Consider the following 17,836-nt stretch of genomic DNA (forward strand, 5'->3'; position numbering starts at 1 on the left):
CTCGGCATCCGGCGTCTTCACCTGCTCCTGACAGTGCGTTTCCTACCGTGCCGATTGGCTCCGGAGCACCTCGGTGCCCGGAGGAACTGCCACCGCGCTGCCCTCCCGCGGCCACCGGTGGCGCCCGCAATGACGTAGAGGAGAAGAAGGCGTGCGAATCCTCGTCCTCGGGGGCGACGGCTACCTTGGCTGGCCGACCGCTCTGCACCTGTCCGACCGTGGCCACGAGGTGGCAGTGGCCGACAACTTCGCCCGGCGCGGGTACGACCACGAGATGGGCGTGCAGAGCCTGGTGCCGATCGAGCCGATGCAGACCCGCATCGAAGCGTGGCACGAAGTGTCGGGCAAGAGCATCAAGTCCTACTACGGCGACCTCGTCGACGCGGACTTCACCTACGAGATGGTGCGGGACTTCCGCCCGGACACCATCGTGCACTTCGCCGAACAGCGTGCGGCGCCGTACTCGATGATCGACCGCAAGCATGCCGTGTACACCCAGCAGAACAACGTGGTCGGCAACCTCAACGTGCTGTTCGCGATCCAGGAGATCGACCCGTCGATCCACCTGGTGAAGCTGGGCACGATGGGCGAGTACGGCACGCCGAACATCGACATCGAGGAGGGCTGGCTGGAGGTCTCGCACAAGGGGCGGACCGACCGGATGCTGTTCCCGAAGAAGCCGGGCTCCTTCTACCACCTGAGCAAGGTGCACGACAGCCACAACATCGAGTTCGCCTGCCGCATCTGGGGTTTGCGCGCCACCGACCTCAACCAGGGCGTCGTGTACGGGCAAGAGACGCCGCAGACGGCACGGGACGCGCGGCTGGCGACCCGCTTCGACTACGACGCGATCTTCGGCACGGTGCTGAACCGGTTCGTCATCCAGGCCGTGCTGGGCCACCCGCTGACGGTGTACGGCAGCGGCGGGCAGACCCGCGGGCTCATCGACATCCGCGACACCGTGGAGTGCATCCGGCTGGCGGCGGAGAACCCGGCGGACGCCGGCGAGTTCCGGGTGTTCAACCAGATGACGGAGAGCTTCTCCGTCGAGGAGATCGCGAAGGTCGTCGCCAACGGATTCGACGGCACGGTCGAGGTCGAGTACTTGGACAACCCGCGCGTCGAGCAGACCGAGCACCACTACAACGTGGTGCACACCGGGCTGGTCGAGCTGGGCTTGGAGCCGCACCTGCTGTCGAACACGCTCATCGATTCGCTGTTCGGGGTCGCGAAGGCGCACGTGGATCGGGTCGATCTGGCCGCGATGCGGCCGACGGTGAAGTGGCGTGCCGCGTCCAGCCCGATGCGCACGGACTGAGCCGAGCGTTCGCCACGGTGACGGGTGCTCACCGAGGGAGCATCCGTCACCGTTCGCACGAAGATCCGGGCCGGATCGATGGCGGTCGTGTTCGAACTGTGCGCAACAAGGCCTGGAATATTCCATGATTGGCGTGCACACTGAGTGCCACGCGTCGCTGGACTCCGCGTCGATGATGCGGGTCGCCTGCCGATGGGGATCCGGTGGCGTTCGCCCGGTTTCCCGGGCGGAGAACGAAGTGGCCAGTCGGTGGCCGCAGGTACGGGGAGCGGCGTCCCGGGCGCGAGAATGAAGTACGCACTCGCACCCGGGACGCCTACCGCGTGTCGGGGGGCTTCCACACGGCCTACCGAACCGTAGCCCTTTCGTATGACTCGCGCGATACGGCACGTGGGTAATGCCTGACGCTCCGTGTGTTAGCCGTAGCCACGCAACCTCCGGTCGAGCTCGGCCCCGCCAGACCGCAACGCCCGCTCGCGACACCGTCGCGAGCGGGCGTTCGTCGTGTCGCCGAAGGGCGGGTGCGCGGCCGGTCTAGCTGTGCACGGGCTCGTCGGCCTCCTCCGGAAGCTCCTCGCGGCGGTCGCGCACGATCTGGGCGATCGTGTAAGCCAGCGCGCCCAGCCAGGCGAGCACGATGACCGTGTAGAACACGCCGGGAGCGGGCAGGTCGAACGCCTTGATCAGGGTCCGGGTGTTGGTGAGCACGATGAGCCCGCCCGCGCCGACGCCGATCAGGCGCATCGGCACGATCCGGACCAGGTACGCCGCCAGCGGCGCGGCGATCACGCCGCCGATCAGCAGCGCGGCCACCGTGGCCCAGGACAGCGGCTCGTCGGCCAGCGAGATGATGAAGCCGAGGCTGGCCGCCACCGCGATCAGGAACTCGCTGGTGTCCACCGAGCCCACGACCTTGCGCGGCTCCACCTTGCCGGTGCTCAGCAGCGTCGGGGTCGCCACCGGACCCCAGCCGCCGCCACCGGTCGCGTCGACGAAGCCCGCGACGAGTCCCAGCGGCGCGAGCAGTTTGGAACTCACCCCGGTCAGCTGCCTGCGGCGCAGCGGGCGCAGCGCGAAGCGCAGCAGCACGTACAGGCCGAGCGTGAGCAGGATCGCCGACATCCACGGCTCGGCGGCCTCGGTGGAGAGGTTGCTCAGCGCGGTCGCGCCGAGGAAGGCGCCCACGGCACCGGGCACGCCCAGGATGAGCACGACTCGCCAGTCGACGTTGCCGAACTTCCAGTGCGAGATGCCGGAGGCGACGGACGTGCCGATCTCAGCCAGGTGGACCGAAGCGGAGGCCACGGCAGGCGTGAGACCGGCGGTGAGCAGGATCGTCGTGGAAGTCACCCCATAGGCCATGCCGAGGGAACCATCGACGAGCTGGGCGATGAAACCGCCGAGCGCGAAGATCAGGAAGGTCTGCACGATCTCTCCGTGGGGTGGCGTTCGCGGGCGCCCCGGTCCTGCGCCATGCGTTCCGGGGCGGTTCGGGTGGTGGTCGATTCGGGCGTGGACCCGGTCGGCGGGCGTGCCGCGGTGCCTGCGCGCGAGAGGCGGCGGCGCGTGCCTGGAGGGCGGCTGCCTGCCGCGCCTTGAGTGAAATGGGGCAGCGGGAGAGGTCAGCGAGAAGGCCGACACCCGGCGGAACTGACGCGGAGCAGGTCGACGTGCAGGCGCTGCACGAGCAGGCCCCACTGGTCACCACGCGTCATGCCTGTCAGTGAATCAGATCGACTCTTCGGGTGGCACGCGCATCCCAGAGTGCGGGAGATCGGCCGCAGACGGTTACTCGCGAGTCACTTGAGGCCATCCGGCGGGTGATGGAGGCGAATTCTCGGGTTTGTGCTCAAGACCACTTTCGGGCCGTTGAGGTCTTGGTCGCCGACCCATGCGGAGTGTGCCCGCGTGGTGTTGATCCTGCTGGTCAGCGCCGACCTTGCGGTCCCGCGGGGCTGCTCGCCGGTTCGGGCGGAGCTGTGATCGGTTGGCGGCGCTGCGTGTTCGCGAGCCTCGTGCCCAGTGGGAATCACTGATCGCACGGAGTTGATCGCGCCAGGTCGCTGATCTTCCGGCGGCTCCTGCGGTGGGGCGCGAAGATCCCCTGCGAAAGATCACGGCCGTTATCGAAAGGTCATCTTTGTTCGTCACGGAATGTGTGCGTCTGGCGGCTAAACGGGAGCCAAAGCTGCACCTAAGGGGTGAGTGGTTGATGGCTTGGATGACCCTTAGCTACCTTTTTCGCTGAGAACGTCACGGTTCAGTCACGAACAGGACTCGCCCCCGAAGAGTTCGCCCGCATCCCCCGGCGGGAGTGACCGGGCCACCCCCGAAGACGGAAAGGCGACCATGGCGAAGTACGACAAGGAGAGCGGCCACACCCCGAAGACCGCGCTCCGGGAGTCGTTGTTGAACTCCTTCCGCCCTCGCTCCGAGAGCAAGACCTCCCGGGTGTCCACCCGGAACAAGATCGCCGCGGCCGTCGTCGCGGCAGGCGCGTTCGCCGCCGTCGGCCAGCCGCTGGCCGCCAACGCGGACAAGAGCGCCGACAACCAGGCCGTCCGGCCGGTCGCCGACCAGCACGTGGCCGCGCAGCAGCAGCTCGCGACCGCCGTGAACGGCGACCACGGCACCCCGGCCTCGGTGCAGCTGCTCGACGCCAAGCCCGCCCAGGGTGCGCAAGACGAAGCCCAGAAGGTCGCCAAGGCCGAGGGCATCGCCCAGGAACAGGCGAAGGCCGTCGCGGACCAGAAGGCCGCGAAGGAAGCCGCCGACAAGAAGGCCGATGAGGCCGAGAAGGCCGCGTCGGCTAAGGAGGCGGAGGCCCCGGCCAAGCCGGCGGCCGCAGCCGCGCCCGCCAAGGCGAGCAACGGCTACGTCAAGCCCGCCGATGGCACCTTCACCTCCGGGTTCGGTTCCCGCTGGGGCAGCACCCACAAGGGCATCGACATCGCCAACAGCATCGGCACCCCGATCGTCAGCGTCAGCGGCGGTGAGGTCATCAGCGCCGGTCCCGCCAGCGGCTTCGGCCAGTGGGTCCGGGTGCAGCACAACGACGGCACGATCACCGTCTACGGCCACGTGAACACCATCGACGTGAGCGTGGGCGACAAGGTCAACGCCGGTGACAAGATCGCCACTATCGGCAACAAGGGCCAGTCCACCGGCCCGCACCTGCACTTCGAGGTCATCGAGGGCGGCAGCAAGACCAACCCGCTGCCGTGGCTGCAGGAGCACGGCATCTCCGTGAAGTGATGCCACGGCACCCGGCGAGCCGGGCGGCGAACCCCCGCGTCGCCCGCTCACCCGGGTGCTCCCGGCGGCAGTCGCCGCCCCAAAACCGGTCGCCCGAGGTTCGGAGTCACCCCCGACCGAATCTCGGGCGACTTTCCACGTTCTACCCACAGGCGAAACGGCGAAGCCCGCGAAGGGCGGGCGAAGCCACGCTTGCCCGGCGGCCGAAGGCCGTGCCTTGCGGCGAAGCCGTGCCTGGATGCGCGAAGCGCATAGCCCACGTCACAAAGCCGCTCACCCGCGGGTTCTCAGTTGGTCTCTCGCGAGGACAGCTTTTTCCCTCGTGGCGGAGCCACTAGGGAAAAAGATCCCGCAGCGAGAGACCAACTGAGGTTCCGCCACCCGACCCCCAAAGCAAAAAGAGCCCCGATCAGTCGGAAGCAGCGGACTCGGTCGGAGACTCTGCTGTTTCCATGCGGTCTCGTAGCCAGACCAGGGTTCGGGACAGGAGCCTGGACACGTGCATCTGGGAGATGCCGATCTGCTCCGCGATCTGGGTCTGCGTCATGGAGCGGAAGAACCGCATCACCAGGATCCGCCGTTCCCGCTCGTCGAGTTCGGCCAGCAGCGGACGGATCGTTTCCCGGTTCTCCACTTCGAGGAGCTCGGCGTCGTCGGAGCCGATCGCCGCTCCCAGCGGGATCTCGTCGGTGGCGGTGAGCAGTTCGTCCAGCGAGGCGCTCCGGTACGCGTTGCCCGCCTCCAAGCCGCGGAAAACGTCGTCCCGGCTGATGTCGAGGTGTTCGGCCAGCTCACTGGGTGTGGGCGCGCGGCCTAGCTCCTGGGAGAGACGGGCGATGGCCGAAGACACCGACAGGTGCAGTTCCTGGAGCCTGCGGGGCATTCGCACCGCCCAGCCGGTGTCCCGGAAGTGCCTGCGCACCTCGCCCATGATCGTGGGCACGGCGTAGGACAGGAAGTCCACTCCGCGGTCCGGGTCGAACCGGTCCACCGCGTTGATCAGCCCGAGGGTGGCGACCTGGGTGAGGTCTTCCTGTGCTTCGCCGCGGTGGCTGAACCGCCGCGCGATGTGCTCGGCCACCGGCAGGTGCGCGGTGACCAGCTTGTCCCGCAGCTGCGCATGGCGGGGATCTTGTTCACTCACACCCGCGAGTTCGGCGAACAGGGGCGCCAGTTCGTCGTAGCGTTGATGTCGCGAGCGCGCAGCGTGATCGGAATCCGCCTGCTTCACTCGTGTGTCCGTCCCTTGGTCAAGTCAATGCGGACCACATGGCCACTGCCGGTGTCCGCGTCTGATTCCACCGAGGTTGACACACTGTCGGTCAGCGCGCTCAGGACGCGCCAGCTGAAGGTGTCCTGCCGGGCTTCCTGCGGGTGATCGCTGACGACGGAGGCGGACACGCTCAGACTCTGGTCGTCGCCTTGGAACCGGCACGTCAGGGTCCGGCCGCTCGCGGCGAGCCGGATCAACGAGGAACAGGCTTCGTCCACGGCGAGCCGCAGGTCGGCGATCGAGTCCACGTCGAAATCGGCCCGCATCGCCAGGTCTCCGGTCACGGCTCGCAGGACGGATAGCTGGGACGCCTCCGCGGCGACCCGGACCTCCACAACGGACGCCTGCGAGGCGGAGTCCGCGCTCGGACGGGGAGCGGGAGCGATCTGCTCACCGCGTGCGGGCTGGGGTGCTGACACTGGTACACCTCGCTTTGCGCTGGGGAACCTCGTTCCGGGGCCGGAATCCGGCACTCTTGGCCGGATTCCGGGTTCCGATCGCGCACCGGGTTCTGACCGCATCACGCGCCACCTCGATCGGGTCCGGTCCGCGCCGCCGGGTTCGGCGTCCGCGTCGCGAACGTCGTCGGCCGGCCGGCCGGTGATGATTGCGAATTACCATTACTCACAGTCACCTGGTACCCGGCGTGGTGGCTGTACAAACGGGTGTTCCAGCCCGGTGTGCGAGTTCTCTAGACCAAACTGGTCCAGTAACTCCAAAACGCCTGCAGCACCAGTATCACGATCACCAGGTACCAGACCACCAGCCCGAGGCTGTGGAACCGGCTCAGCGCGTTGCCTGCGGCGACACCGCCGCCGAGGTGACCGGAGCTCAGGGTGTGCAGCGTCGTGTACCAGAAGATCGGGATCGTCACGACCCACACGACCATGCAGTACGGGCACAGCGCGCCGATCTCGTACAGGCTCTGCACGATCAGCCAGTGCACGAACACCACGCCCAGCGCGGTGCCGAGCTGCAGTCCGAGCCAGAACCAGCGCGGCGGGGCGAATCCGGCCAGCAGCGCGGCCCCGACGGCCATCAGCACGGGGAACGCGGCGACGCCGATCAGCGGGTTGGGGAAGCCGAACAGCGCGGCCTGCGTGCTGTCCATGACCGAACCGCAGGACACGATCGGGTTGAAGCTGCAGGACGGGACGTAGGCCGGATTGCCCAGCTTGTTGATCTTCTCGATGAGCAGTGCGGCAGCCGAGACGAGACCGATCGCGCCGCCGATCAGGTACAGCCAGCCCAGGCCGCGAGCCGGTGCTGCCGAGCTCACGGGCGTGGGCTCGGCAGCACGGGCCTGTTGGGTGGCGGTCACTTCGCCAGCTCCTGATCCAGTCGCTCGCGCAGCTGCTGGAGCACGTCGCCGTAGTTCTGGGCGTTCGAGGCCTCCCACTTCTGCCCGTTGATGAAGTACGACGGGGTGCCCTCGACCCCGGCCTGGTCACCGTCGGCCTGGTCCTTCTTGATCCGTTCGGCGATCGCAGGGGACTCCGCGTCCGCCTTGAACTTGTTCACGTCCAGGCCGTTCTGCTGGGCGAACTGGGTGAACAGCTTGCCTGCGCGGTCCTCGTCGTCGCTGACGGTCTGCCCGTCCGGGCTGACGGCCCAGGCGGGATAGTTGTCATAGAGGGCGTGGTACATCTCCTTGTACTTGCCCTGGGCGGCCGCGGCTTCGGCCGCCTTCGCCGCGGATTCGGCCAGCGGGTGCATCTTGGGGATCGGGTAGTTGCGGTTCACGAAGGTGATGCGCCCCGCGTACTCCTTCTCGATCTGCTGGTTGACGGCGGAGTAGTAGGTCCAGCAGGCAGAGCACTGGAAGTCCAGGAACTCGGACACCGTGACCTTGCCGTCCGGTGCTTCGAGCAGCTTGTTGCTGTCCGGGTGCGCGACGATGTTGCTGACGTCGGCGCCGGGCGCCGGGGCGCCACCGCCGGCCTGCTCGTCGCCCTTCTGGTTCGCGGTGAACAGCAGGATCGCGCCGACGATGAGGATCGCGCCCACGACCACCACGATGCTTAAGATCATGTTGGTGGAGGGGCCGCTCTTCTTCAGCAGCGGGTTCTTTGTCTTCGGCATCGCTCGGTGCACCTTCAGCGGTCGGCTCGGGCGGGCGCGTACCCGCACCTGCGGCAGATCAACTCCAGTTTCCCGCACCAACACGAAAGTGTGAGAGAGCGGGTGGTCAGGGCGTCGCCCTGCCCACTACGGGTATACCGCATGCGTGACTGAGCCTGATCCTCTCGACCTGCTCGACGCCGAGCTGCGCCCGCTGCTGCGGAGCTGGTCGGGGGACTGGCTGGCACCGGAACTGGCCACCCGCACCGATGCCCGCTTCTCCGGGCCGGACTGGCTGTTCGAGCGCAAGCTCGACGGCGTGCGAGTGGTGGCGGGACGAGACGGGGGAGCGCCGGTGCTGTGGTCGCGCAACCACAACCGGGTCGACTCGGCCTATCCGGAGGTCGTCGAGGCGCTGGCCGCGCAGGGCGACCGGTTCCTGCTGGACGGTGAGGTGGTGGCCTTCGACGGCGACCGCACGAGCTTCGCGAAGCTGCAACGCCGGATGCACCTGACCGATCCGCGCGCCGCGCGCGGTACCGGGGTGGCGGTGCACTACTACGTGTTCGACCTGATGGCGTTCGGCGGCGTCGACCTGACGCGGTTGCCGTTGCGGATCCGCAAGCGGCTGCTGGCGGAGTGCTTCGAGTTCACCGGCCCGCTGCGGTTGAGCGAGCATCGGCGCGGGGACGGCGAGGAGTTCTACCGGCAGGCCTGTTCGCGCGGCTGGGAGGGGCTCATCGCGAAACGCGCGGACCGTCCCTATCGCAGTGGCCGCACCAGGGATTGGCTGAAGTTCCCGTGCCTGTCCGGGCAGGAGTTCGTCATCGGAGGCTGCACCGAACCGAAGGGCTCCCGCGCGGGATTCGGCGCATTGCTCGTCGGCTACTTCGACGGCGGTGCGCTGCGGTACGCGGGAAAGGTCGGCACCGGCTACGACGAGGCGACGTTGCGGGAGCTGCGCGGCAGGCTGGACGAGCTCGCCCGGCCCGAGTCGCCGTTCACGGATCGGGTCGCGGAGCCGGCGGTGCGGTGGGCCGAGCCGGAGCTCGTCGCGGAGGTCGGGTTCACCGAGTGGACTCCGGACGGCAGATTGCGGCACCCGAGATTCCTGGGACTGCGCAACGACAAACCCGCGACCGGTGTGGTGCGAGAGGACTGAGGGGCGTGTTCCGGGGGACCTGCGTTGAGGGCCGGGCGGCGGGCGGCGCGATACGCCGCCCCTGCCGGGAGATCGGCCCTCGGCCCGGTCACCTCAGGACGCTGACCACCGCGCCGTTCTGCGACACCGGAGGTTGCTGCACCGGGGACTCGGGCGAAGACCATGCGGCTAGTACGACGGTCCCCAGGACCATCATCACTGTTCCGACAACCGACACGGCAGTGCGGCTGCTGATCTGCATGGTTCGTGCCCCGCATTTCTGGAGAAGGTAAAGCTGCTGCTGGTGGTCGTGGCGCCGAGCTCGGGAGACGTGGTTTCCGATGTGTCCGAAGGCCGCTGGACGTCTTCGATGACCCGTGGATCAGCTGGTGCCGACCCGGGGATCAAAGGGGGTGACGTCGCCGCGAACCCGACCGCCATAGAGCATGTCGCCGCAGGTAGAGAATACGTTACGTGCCCGAAATATTCCCAGGTGGCGTCCGTCTCGCCCACGTGAGGGAATGGTCGTCGCTCCCGGCTGCGAAGCGCTATCGAACAGCCCGGAGTTCACTGGAACGTGCGATCACTGTTCCCAGAATCCTTGTTGGTCCAGCTCCTGCAGCAGGACCTGTCCGCTGTGCGTGAGGTGCGCGTGCATCGCCTGCCGAGCCGCCTCCGGGTCGCGGTTGTGCAGCGCCCGCAGGATCGCGCGGTGCTCCGGCCCGGCGGATTCGGTGAACTCCGCGGCGGCCGCCGGCAGCCGCCGTGGGACGTACCGCGAGGCCAGCTGCACGAACCACGCCAGCTTCGCCGAGTCCGCGATGTCGTAGATGGCGTGGTGGAACCGGATGTCCAGTTCTTCGGCGTCGCCGATGCCGAACCGGCCGGCGTGCTCCAGTTCCGCCTGCACCGACTCCAGCCCGGCCAGCTGCCCGACGCTGATCAGCTCGGCCGTGCGCGCGGCCAGTTCGCCGCCCAGCGCGGCCTGCACCCGGCTGGTGTCCTCGATGTCCTGGCGGTTCAGCGGCAGGACGGTGAACCCACGGCGCGGCTCCAGCTCGACGAACCCCTCGCCGCGCAGCGCCAGCAGGGCCTCGCGCACCGGGGTGACGCTGACGCCGATCTCCTCGGCCAGGCGTTCCAGGTGCAGGTGTTCGCCTTTGCGCAGCCGTCCGGTCACTATCCGGTCGCGGATCCGGGAGGCCACCTCGTCGGAGAGCTGGGCGCGCGGTCGTCGTTGGGGCAGTCCTGCTCCGGGCATCGCTCTCTCGATCGTCGCCTGATTTCGATCGTCCCTGGTCGATCGTGGTGGGGTGCGCCGCCGATCACGGCACGAAGTTGACGCTGCGAACTTGATACCAGGCAAGGGACGCCGCACGATCGCTGATCGTTGCTCCGCGGGTATCGTCGCAGGACGTGGCCGCCGATCCTGCTCGTCCGGTGCCCGATCCCGGGCACGCGATCACGCATTCGCTGGCGGCGGCTCGGCTCGGGGACGCCGAGGCGCTCGCCGAGCGGTTGATGGCGGCGATCTTCACCGACAATCCGGAGTGGACCGACTACCGCCCGGTGCCCCGCGAGGACCTGTACGAGGGCTGCCGCCGCTACTTGCAGCGGGTGCTGGAGATCTTGAGCGGCGCCGCGGGCGACCCGGACGGCGACGACGTGGCCGCCGCGATCGGCCGCCGCCGCGCGGAGCAGGGCGTGCCGCTGGAGGTCATGCTGCGCACCTTCCGCCTCGGCGGTCGCATCGTGTGGGAGGCCATCGTCGAGCAGGCGCACGCGGATCGCGCCGATCCGGACGTGGTGCTGGGGGCGGCGACGTCGATGTGGACGGTGATCGACGGGTTGTCCTCGACGCTGTCCACTTCGTACCGCAACACCGAGCTGGAGCGGTTGCGCCGCGATGACCAGCGCAGGCACGCGCTGGTGGAGGACTTGCTCAGCGGCCGGGCGCGGGACACCGCCTTCGCGCAGCGGACGGCGAAGGAGCTGGATCTGCCCGCCTCCGGGCGCTACCTGGTCGTGGTCGCGGAGATGCGCGCGGACGGCAGCTTCGCGTTGAGCGGGCAGCACGACGCGTTGGGCGGGGTGCACATTCGCTCGGTGTGGCAAGTGCGCGCGGACACACTGGTGGGCCTGGTCGCGCTGGAGCAGCGGAAGGCGACGGGCGCGCTGGAGGTGCTGCGCCCGCTGGCCCGCGGCCGGGTGGCGGCGTCGCCGGTGGTGCGCGGGCTGGCCGAGCTCGGACTGGCGCACCAGCTCGCGGTGACGGCCATGGGCACCGCCTCCTACGGTTCGGCGCAGCTGGTGTCGCTGGATCAGCGCTACCCGGAGGCGCTGCTGGTGCAGTCCCCTGACCTGGCGCAACGGCTGTTGGATTCGCAACTGGGTCCGTTGCTGGACCTGCCGGTGAAGGAGCGGGACATGTTGCTGGAGACGCTCACGGCGTGGCTGGAGGAGAACTGCTCGACGGCGAACGCGGCGGTGCGGTTGCACTGCCACCGCAACACCGTGCTGAACCGGCTGCACCGGATCGGCACGTTGATCGGGCAGCCGCTGCACGGGCGGGCGGCGTACGTGTCGCTGTCGTTGGCGTTGTCGGCACTACACCTGCGCGACGGACTGCGCGACTGAGTTCGACGGCGAAATTTTCCCGTTTTTTCGCCGGGCGTGAGGTGCTCGGGTTTTCCTCGGTCTTGCCGCGCTAGTGTCTCACGTACAGTGAGATTCGATCACTCAAGGTGTTGATCAAGGCTCGAATTGTGCGCTGTGCACAGCGACCGTCGGCGAAGTCTGGGCGGTCGCGCATAGCGCGGAAGTGGCCGTGCTCACGACACTCAGAGTGAGAATCACCCGATATTCACCCGGCTGCGAACCCGCCCGTTGGCGCGGTCTCGTGAGGGCTGGTGCGGCTCGAAGGAGCACATCGAAGTGCAGGAATACGACCTCCTCGTAGTGGGCGGCGGCCCCGGCGGATACGTCGCCGCGATCCGGGCCGCGCAGCGCGGTTTGAACGTGGCCGTGGTCGAGAAGGAGCGCCCCGGTGGCGTGTGCCTGAACTGGGGCTGCATCCCCACGAAGGCGATGCTGCGCTCGGCCGAGGTCTACGAGACGGTGCTGCACGCCGCCGACTTCGGAGTGCGCGCCGAGAACATCGGCTTGGACTACGACACGGTCACCCGCCGCAAGGACAGCGTGGTCAAGGGCCTCACCGACGGGGTGGCGGGCCTGCTCAAGGCCAACGGCGTCACCGTCGTCAAGGGTCACGCCCGCTTCACCGGCCCCACCACGGTCGACGTGTTCGCCGTCGGCGAGTCCGCGCTCGGCGCGAACGGCCCGCTGTACGCCGCCGAACCGGCCGGTGCGGAGCCGGTGGACCGGATCAGCGCCCGCGAGGTGATCATCGCGACCGGCTCGGTTCCCGTGCAGCTGCCGCTGCCCGGCGCGGAGCTGCCCGGCGTGATCACCTCCGATGGCGCGTTCGGCCTCACCGAGGTGCCCGGCAAGCTCGCCGTGATCGGCGGCAGCGCCGTCGGTGCCGAGTGGGCCAGCCTGTTCTCCTCGCTGGGCAGCGAGGTCACCATCATCGAGATGCAGCCGACGCTGGTGCCCGCCGAGGACGCCGAGATCGGCAAGGCGCTCGGCCGTTCCTTCGGCAAGCGCGGTGTGCAGGTGCTCACCGGCGCCACCGTCTCGAAGATCGAGAGCTCCGGTCGCGGCAAGAACGCCGCTCTGAAGGTCGCGGTGGACGGTGCGAAGGTCTCCGAGGTCGACGCGGACGTGGTGCTGGTCGGCGTGGGCCGCAAGCCCAACACCGCCTCGCTGGACCTGGCCACCGCAGGTGTGGAGGTCGATGGCCGCGGCTTCGTGCAGGTCGACGAGAAGCTGCGCACCAACGTCGAGCACGTCTACGCGATCGGTGACGTCACCGGCAAGGCGCTGCTCGCCCACGTCGCCTCGCACCAGGGCGTGGTGGCCGCCGAGACCATCGCGGGTCACCACGCGGCGATCGACTACAACGTCATCCCGGCCGCGACGTTCACCCACCCGGAGATCGCCAGCGTCGGGCTCACCGAGAAGCAGGCCACCGACGCCGGCCACCAGGTCGTCGCGACGAAGTTCCCGTTCGCCGCGCTGGGCCGCGCGCAGACCTTCGGCGACACCGAGGGCTTCCTGAAGATCGTGGCGGGCGAGCAGTACGGCGAGGTTCTCGGCGTGCACGTGTTCGGCCCGTCCGCCAGCGACCTGATCACCGAGGGCGCGTTGGCGATCACTTTGGAGGCGACGCTCGACGAGCTCGCCGAGACGATCCACGCGCACCCGACGCTCGGTGAGATCGGCATGGAGGCGGCGATGTCCGCGCTCGGCCTGCCGGTGCACACCGCGCCGCCGAAGAAGCGTTGATCCACCCGTTCCGCTCGACGCATCGAAAGGGTTCCGTGATGGCTGAGACCGCGACCCGCACCAAACCCGCCACCCGCGCGAAGTCCCGCCGCAGTTCGGCGAGCGCCGCGAACAGCGGCCCGTTCTCCGGTGAGTCGGCCGAGCTGCTGCGCGGCTACTTCCAGCAGATGACGCTGATCCGCCGCTTCGAGGAGCGCGCCGCGCAGGGCTACACCCAGGCCAAGATCGGTGGCTACTGTCACCTGAACCTGGGCGAGGAGGCCACCGTCGTCGGCTTGATGTCGGCGCTGCGCAAGACGGACCTGCTGTTCACGAACTACCGCGAGCACGGTTACGCGCTGGCCAAGGGCATCGAGCCCGGACGCGTGATGGCGGAGCTCTACGGCCGTACCACCGGCACCTCCAAGGGCTGGGGCGGTTCGATGCACATGTTCGACGTGGAGGCCGGGCTGCTCGGCGGCTACGGCATCGTCGGCGGCCAGATTCCGCTGGCGACGGGTGCCGCGCTGGCCATCGACTACCGCGACGGCGATCAGGTCGTGATGTGCCAGATGGGCGATGGCACGACGAACATCGGCGCGTTCCACGAGGCGCTGAACATCGCCGCGCTGTGGAACCTGCCGGTGGTTTTTGTGGTGGTGAACAACTTCTTGGGCATGGGCACCACGGTGGAGAAGTCCTCGGCGGAGTCGGAGCTCTACAAGCGCGCTTCGGCGTACCGGATGCACGGTGAGCGGGTCGACGGCAATGACGTGCTGGCCGTCCGCGACACCGCGACGCGGCTGGTGCAGGGCGCCCGCGAATCCGGCGGCCCGGCCCTGCTGGAGGCGGTCAGCCACCGCCTCAAGGGCCACTCCGTCGTCGACCCGGCGAAGTACCGCAGCGAGGAGTCGGTGCAGGAGGCTCGCGACAACGACCCGGTGGCGAACTTCCGGGCGCGGCTGGTCGAGGCCGGTGTGCTCGACGAGGACGGCGCGAAGGAGATCGAGCGGTCGGCGCAGGCCGACGCGGACGCCGCGGTCGCTTTCGCCGACGACAGCCCGCATCCCGAGGTTTCGACGCTGTTCGACTACACCTACGCCACTCCGGTCGCCAACGATTCGCGCCGGCTGCCCGCCGACCCGGTGTTCTGACCGCACTCTCATCTCTAGCCGTCGCGCGGTGCCCGGTGTGATCGCCGGGTACCGCCCGCGGCATGTCTTCAGGAGAACGACTCTTGGCCGTCATCACTTACCGCCAGGCGCTGCACGACACCCTGCGCGACGAGATGCACCGCGACGACGACGTGTTCCTCATCGGTGAGGAGATCGGTGTCTTCGAGGGCTCTTACAAGATCACCGCCGGGCTGCTGGACGAGTTCGGTGAGAAGCGGGTGCGCGACACGCCGATCGCGGAGGAGGGCTTCGTCGGTGCCGCGGTGGGTGCCGCGATGCTGGGGCTGCGCCCGGTCGTGGAGCTCATGACGATCAACTTCTCGCTGGTGGCGCTGGACCAGATCGTCAACCACGCGGCCAAGATCTACGGCATGTTCGGCGGCCAGACCAGCGTGCCGATGGTGCTGCGCACGCCGGGCGGCGGCGGGCAGCAGCTGGGTGCGACGCATTCGCAGAACATCGAGCTGTACTACGCGTTCGTGCCGGGCCTGAAGGTCGTCGCGCCGAGCACGCCCGCGGACGCGAAGGCGCTGCTGCTGGCGGCGATCCGGGACGACGACCCGGTGCTGTTCCTGGAGAACCTGGCGCTCTACAACACTAAGGGCGAGGTCCCGGACCACGTGGAGCCCGCCGAGATCGGCAAGGCGGCGGTGACCCGCGAGGGCACCGACATCACGATCATCGGCTACTCCCGGATGGCCGGCGTGGCCACCCAGGTCGCCGAGAAGTTGCACGACGAGGAAGGCATCAACGCCGAGGTCGTGGACCTGCGCAGCCTGCGCCCGCTGGACCGCGAGACGTTCGTGAACTCGGTCCGCAAGACCGGTTGCGCGGTCGTGGCGGAGGACGACTGGCTGACCTACGGCATCGGAGCGGAGATCGCAGCGTCCATTTCGGACGGTGCCTTCGACTACCTGGACGCCCCGGTGCGCCGGGTCGCGTCCGCCGAGGTCCCGTTGCCGTACGCGAAGCCGCTGGAGACGGCTGCGCTGCCGTCCGCCGAGTCCCTCACGACCGCGGTGCGTGAGACGCTCGACGCCGTCGGCCGTCGCCGCTGAGCCCGACCCGAGTCGTGCGTTCGGGCCGGACCCCGGGAGCCACGACGAACCGGTTCACCACGAGACTTGAGAGTTCCCGAGGAATGTGCAGATGACTGAGATCCAGATGCCCCGCCTGTCCGACACCATGGAGGAAGGCGTCATCGCCGCCTGGCGCAAGAAGGTGGGCGATTCGATCGAGCGCGGCGAGGTCGTCGCGGACATCGAGACCGACAAGGCCATCATGGAGCTGGAGGCCTTCGACGACGGCGTGCTGGAGCAGCTGCTCGTCGAGGAGGGCCAGACGGTGCCGATCGGCACGCCGATCGCGCTGGTCGGTGACGGTTCCGGTTCGGCGGCGCAGTCGGCTCCGGCCGCCGCGCCGGCGGCGAAGCCGGAACCGGCCCCGGAGGCCGAGCCCGCCGCCGCTCCCGCCCCCACCAACGGCAACGCGGTCGCCGAGGGTGCGAAGCCGAAGGCGTCGCCGCTGGCGAAGGCCGTGGCCAAGGACCTCGGGGTGGATCTCGGTTCGGTCGAGGGCACCGGCCCCGGTGGCAGGATCATCCGCGCCGACATCGAGGCCGCCGCCTCGTCGGCTCCCGCTCCGGCCGCGCCCGCCGCGCAGGCCCCGGCCGCCCCGGCCCCGGTGCCGCAGGTGGCGACTCCGGCGGACGCGGAGGAGGTGCCGCTGAGCAACATCCGCAAGGTCACCGCGAAGCGGCTCACCGAGAGCAAGCAGCAGGCCCCGCACTTCTACCTGACCAGCGCCATCGACGTCACGGAGCTCGTCGAGTTCCGCGCGAAGCTCAACGAGCGGCTGCAGGCGGCGGGTGGCCCGAAGGTCAGCATCAACGACCTGGTCGTGAAGGCGGTCGCCACGGCGCTGCGCGCGAACCCGGCGGTGAACGTCTCCTTCGGCGGCGACAAGCTGATCAAGCACAAGCGCATCAACCTGGGCGTCGCGGTCGCCATCGAGGACGGCCTGATCGTGCCGGTCATCCCCGACGCGGACCGCAAGAGCGTCTCGGAGATCGCCGCCGAGGGCCGCGAGAAGGCCGGGCGGGCTCGCGAGGGCAAGCTGAAGCTGGACGAGATGTCCGGTGGCACCTTCACCATCTCGAACCTGGGCATGTTCGGCATCGAGCAGTTCTCCGCCGTGATCAACCCGCCGGAGGCCGGAATCCTGGCCGTCGGCGCGGCGAAGGACGAGCTGCAGCTGCGCGACGGCGAGGTCGTGGCCCGCAAGATCCTGCGCGTCACCCTCTCCGCCGACCACCGCGCCATCGACGGCGCCGTGGGCGCGGCGCTCCTCCAGCAGTTCACCGCCCTCCTGGAAGACCCGCTGCGCATCATCGCCTGACCCAGCAGCACCGAACGGCCCGCCCACCCCGCGACTTCGCGGTGGGCGGGCCGTTCTGCTTTCCGGATCAGAGTGAGCTCAACGCGGCTTCATGATCCGTAGCTGCGAGCTCGGGGCAGTGCAGGTGTGGCTGAAGCGTCCCGGAGCAGTGGTCCGGTGATCGTTTCACGCCGAAGTGGCCGTGGTGACCACGGTGTCGAGCTGGGCGGCGACGCGGTCCAGGGGGCGGGTGCTGCGTTGGGCGCGGCACAGCACGACGGCGCCTTCGACGGAGGCGACGACGAGCGTGGCGATCTGCTCGGCCTGCTGCCCGGATGCGCCGTGTGCGCGCAGGGATTCGGCGAGCAGCGACTCCCAGTGCGCGAAGACTTCGGCGGCGGCTGCGAGGGGTTCCGCCGCGTCCTCGTCGGTCTCTTCGACCGCGACCGCCAGCACGGGACAACCCGCTCGGTGGTCGGTGGCGGTGAGGAGGTTCCGCCAGAGGTCGAGGAAGGCGCGCAACCCGTCGGCGGGACCGCTTTGCAGTTCCGCGCGCAGTGTGCGGGCCGCGTCGTCTCCGGCGAACCGGACGGCTTCGGCGGCCAGTTGCCGCTTGCCGCCGGGGAAGTAGTGGTAGGTGGAGCCCAGCGGTGCCTGGGCGTGCTTGGCCAGTTCGCGGACGCTGGTGGCGTTCAGGCCGCGCCTGCGGATCATGTCGGCGGCACCGGCGACGATTCGTCGGCGGGATTGCTGGTTCGACTGGTTCATCGCTCTCGACCTCTTGGCTATAACGGTCGTCATAGTTTAGCTTGGGCCCGGTTATGACGACTGTTATAGACGGTGGGAGGAGA

General features: G+C 68.9%; 16 protein-coding genes. 8 read left to right on the plus strand and 8 right to left on the minus strand.

The features are described 5' to 3' along the window. Positions 1-151: 151 nt before the first annotated feature. Positions 152-1,318, plus strand: a complete 1,167-nt coding sequence (locus H2Q94_RS07385) for an NAD-dependent epimerase/dehydratase family protein (protein WP_243793502.1) — start codon at positions 152-154, stop codon at positions 1,316-1,318. 534 nt (positions 1,319-1,852) lie between these two features. On the opposite strand, the gene H2Q94_RS07390 is transcribed toward H2Q94_RS07385, so the two are convergent. Beyond that, positions 1,853-2,746, minus strand: coding sequence for a sulfite exporter TauE/SafE family protein (locus H2Q94_RS07390; protein WP_243793504.1), 894 nt, complete (start codon positions 2,744-2,746; stop codon positions 1,853-1,855). A gap of 194 nt (positions 2,747-2,940) precedes the next feature. Continuing rightward, entirely contained in the window at positions 2,941-3,033 is a 93-nt protein-coding gene (locus tag H2Q94_RS30855) for a putative leader peptide (protein ID WP_323055105.1), read from the minus strand. Positions 3,034-3,667: 634 nt separating this feature from the next. Here H2Q94_RS30855 and H2Q94_RS07395 point away from each other — a divergent pair. Beyond that, the gene (locus H2Q94_RS07395) at positions 3,668-4,573 is read left to right on the plus strand and encodes a M23 family metallopeptidase (RefSeq protein ID WP_243793505.1); all 906 of its coding nucleotides are present in this window, start codon (positions 3,668-3,670) and stop codon (positions 4,571-4,573) included. A gap of 409 nt (positions 4,574-4,982) precedes the next feature. Here the strand turns inward: H2Q94_RS07395 and H2Q94_RS07400 are convergent, their stop codons facing one another. The 4 genes from H2Q94_RS07400 to H2Q94_RS07415 all read right to left on the minus strand — a co-directional run bounded on the left by H2Q94_RS07400 (position 4,983) and on the right by H2Q94_RS07415 (position 7,928). Further along, on the minus strand, positions 4,983-5,804 hold the full coding sequence (locus H2Q94_RS07400; RefSeq protein WP_243793506.1) for an RNA polymerase sigma factor SigF: 822 nt from the start codon (positions 5,802-5,804) through the stop codon (positions 4,983-4,985). Beyond that, complete coding sequence (locus H2Q94_RS07405) at positions 5,801-6,265, minus strand: ATP-binding protein (RefSeq protein ID WP_243793507.1); 465 nt, start codon at positions 6,263-6,265, stop codon at positions 5,801-5,803. The genes H2Q94_RS07400 and H2Q94_RS07405 overlap by 4 nt, the downstream gene beginning before the upstream one ends. A gap of 272 nt (positions 6,266-6,537) precedes the next feature. After that, positions 6,538-7,167 (minus strand): vitamin K epoxide reductase family protein, encoded by a 630-nt coding sequence (locus tag H2Q94_RS07410; RefSeq protein WP_397545438.1) that lies wholly within the window; start codon positions 7,165-7,167, stop codon positions 6,538-6,540. Beyond that, entirely contained in the window at positions 7,164-7,928 is a 765-nt protein-coding gene (locus tag H2Q94_RS07415) for a DsbA family protein (protein ID WP_243793508.1), read from the minus strand. The genes H2Q94_RS07410 and H2Q94_RS07415 overlap by 4 nt, the downstream gene beginning before the upstream one ends. A 196-nt stretch (positions 7,929-8,124) precedes the next feature. Between H2Q94_RS07415 and ligD the strand changes: the two genes are divergently transcribed. Further along, complete coding sequence (gene ligD / locus H2Q94_RS07420) at positions 8,125-9,069, plus strand: non-homologous end-joining DNA ligase (protein WP_397545470.1); 945 nt, start codon at positions 8,125-8,127, stop codon at positions 9,067-9,069. Between the two features lie 562 nt (positions 9,070-9,631). On the opposite strand, the gene H2Q94_RS07425 is transcribed toward ligD, so the two are convergent. Continuing rightward, the gene (locus H2Q94_RS07425) at positions 9,632-10,309 is read right to left on the minus strand and encodes a GntR family transcriptional regulator (protein WP_243793509.1); all 678 of its coding nucleotides are present in this window, start codon (positions 10,307-10,309) and stop codon (positions 9,632-9,634) included. A gap of 155 nt (positions 10,310-10,464) precedes the next feature. On the opposite strand from H2Q94_RS07425, the gene H2Q94_RS07430 reads away from it, so the two are divergent. The 5 genes from H2Q94_RS07430 (at position 10,465) to H2Q94_RS07450 (ending at position 17,006) form a co-directional block, all read left to right on the plus strand. Then, positions 10,465-11,685, plus strand: coding sequence for a PucR family transcriptional regulator (locus tag H2Q94_RS07430; RefSeq protein ID WP_243793510.1), 1,221 nt, complete (start codon positions 10,465-10,467; stop codon positions 11,683-11,685). A 297-nt stretch (positions 11,686-11,982) separates the two neighbouring features. After that, the gene (gene lpdA, locus H2Q94_RS07435; protein ID WP_243793511.1) at positions 11,983-13,455 is read left to right on the plus strand and encodes a dihydrolipoyl dehydrogenase; all 1,473 of its coding nucleotides are present in this window, start codon (positions 11,983-11,985) and stop codon (positions 13,453-13,455) included. Between the two features lie 38 nt (positions 13,456-13,493). Beyond that, a complete protein-coding gene (gene pdhA, locus H2Q94_RS07440; protein WP_243793514.1) occupies positions 13,494-14,588 on the plus strand; it encodes a pyruvate dehydrogenase (acetyl-transferring) E1 component subunit alpha in 1,095 nt (364 codons plus the stop codon). Between the two features lie 83 nt (positions 14,589-14,671). Continuing rightward, positions 14,672-15,667, plus strand: coding sequence for an alpha-ketoacid dehydrogenase subunit beta (locus H2Q94_RS07445; protein ID WP_243793516.1), 996 nt, complete (start codon positions 14,672-14,674; stop codon positions 15,665-15,667). A gap of 91 nt (positions 15,668-15,758) precedes the next feature. After that, complete coding sequence (locus tag H2Q94_RS07450) at positions 15,759-17,006, plus strand: dihydrolipoamide acetyltransferase family protein (RefSeq protein ID WP_243793519.1); 1,248 nt, start codon at positions 15,759-15,761, stop codon at positions 17,004-17,006. Positions 17,007-17,171: 165 nt separating this feature from the next. Here the strand turns inward: H2Q94_RS07450 and H2Q94_RS07455 are convergent, their stop codons facing one another. Further along, positions 17,172-17,753: a TetR/AcrR family transcriptional regulator gene (locus tag H2Q94_RS07455; protein WP_243793521.1), complete on the minus strand. Its 582-nt coding sequence runs from the start codon at positions 17,751-17,753 to the stop codon at positions 17,172-17,174. Positions 17,754-17,836: the final 83 nt, after the last annotated feature.

The organism is Saccharopolyspora gloriosae (genome assembly GCF_022828475.1).
GTDB classification, from domain to species: Bacteria; Actinomycetota; Actinomycetes; order Mycobacteriales; family Pseudonocardiaceae; genus Saccharopolyspora_C; species Saccharopolyspora_C gloriosae_A.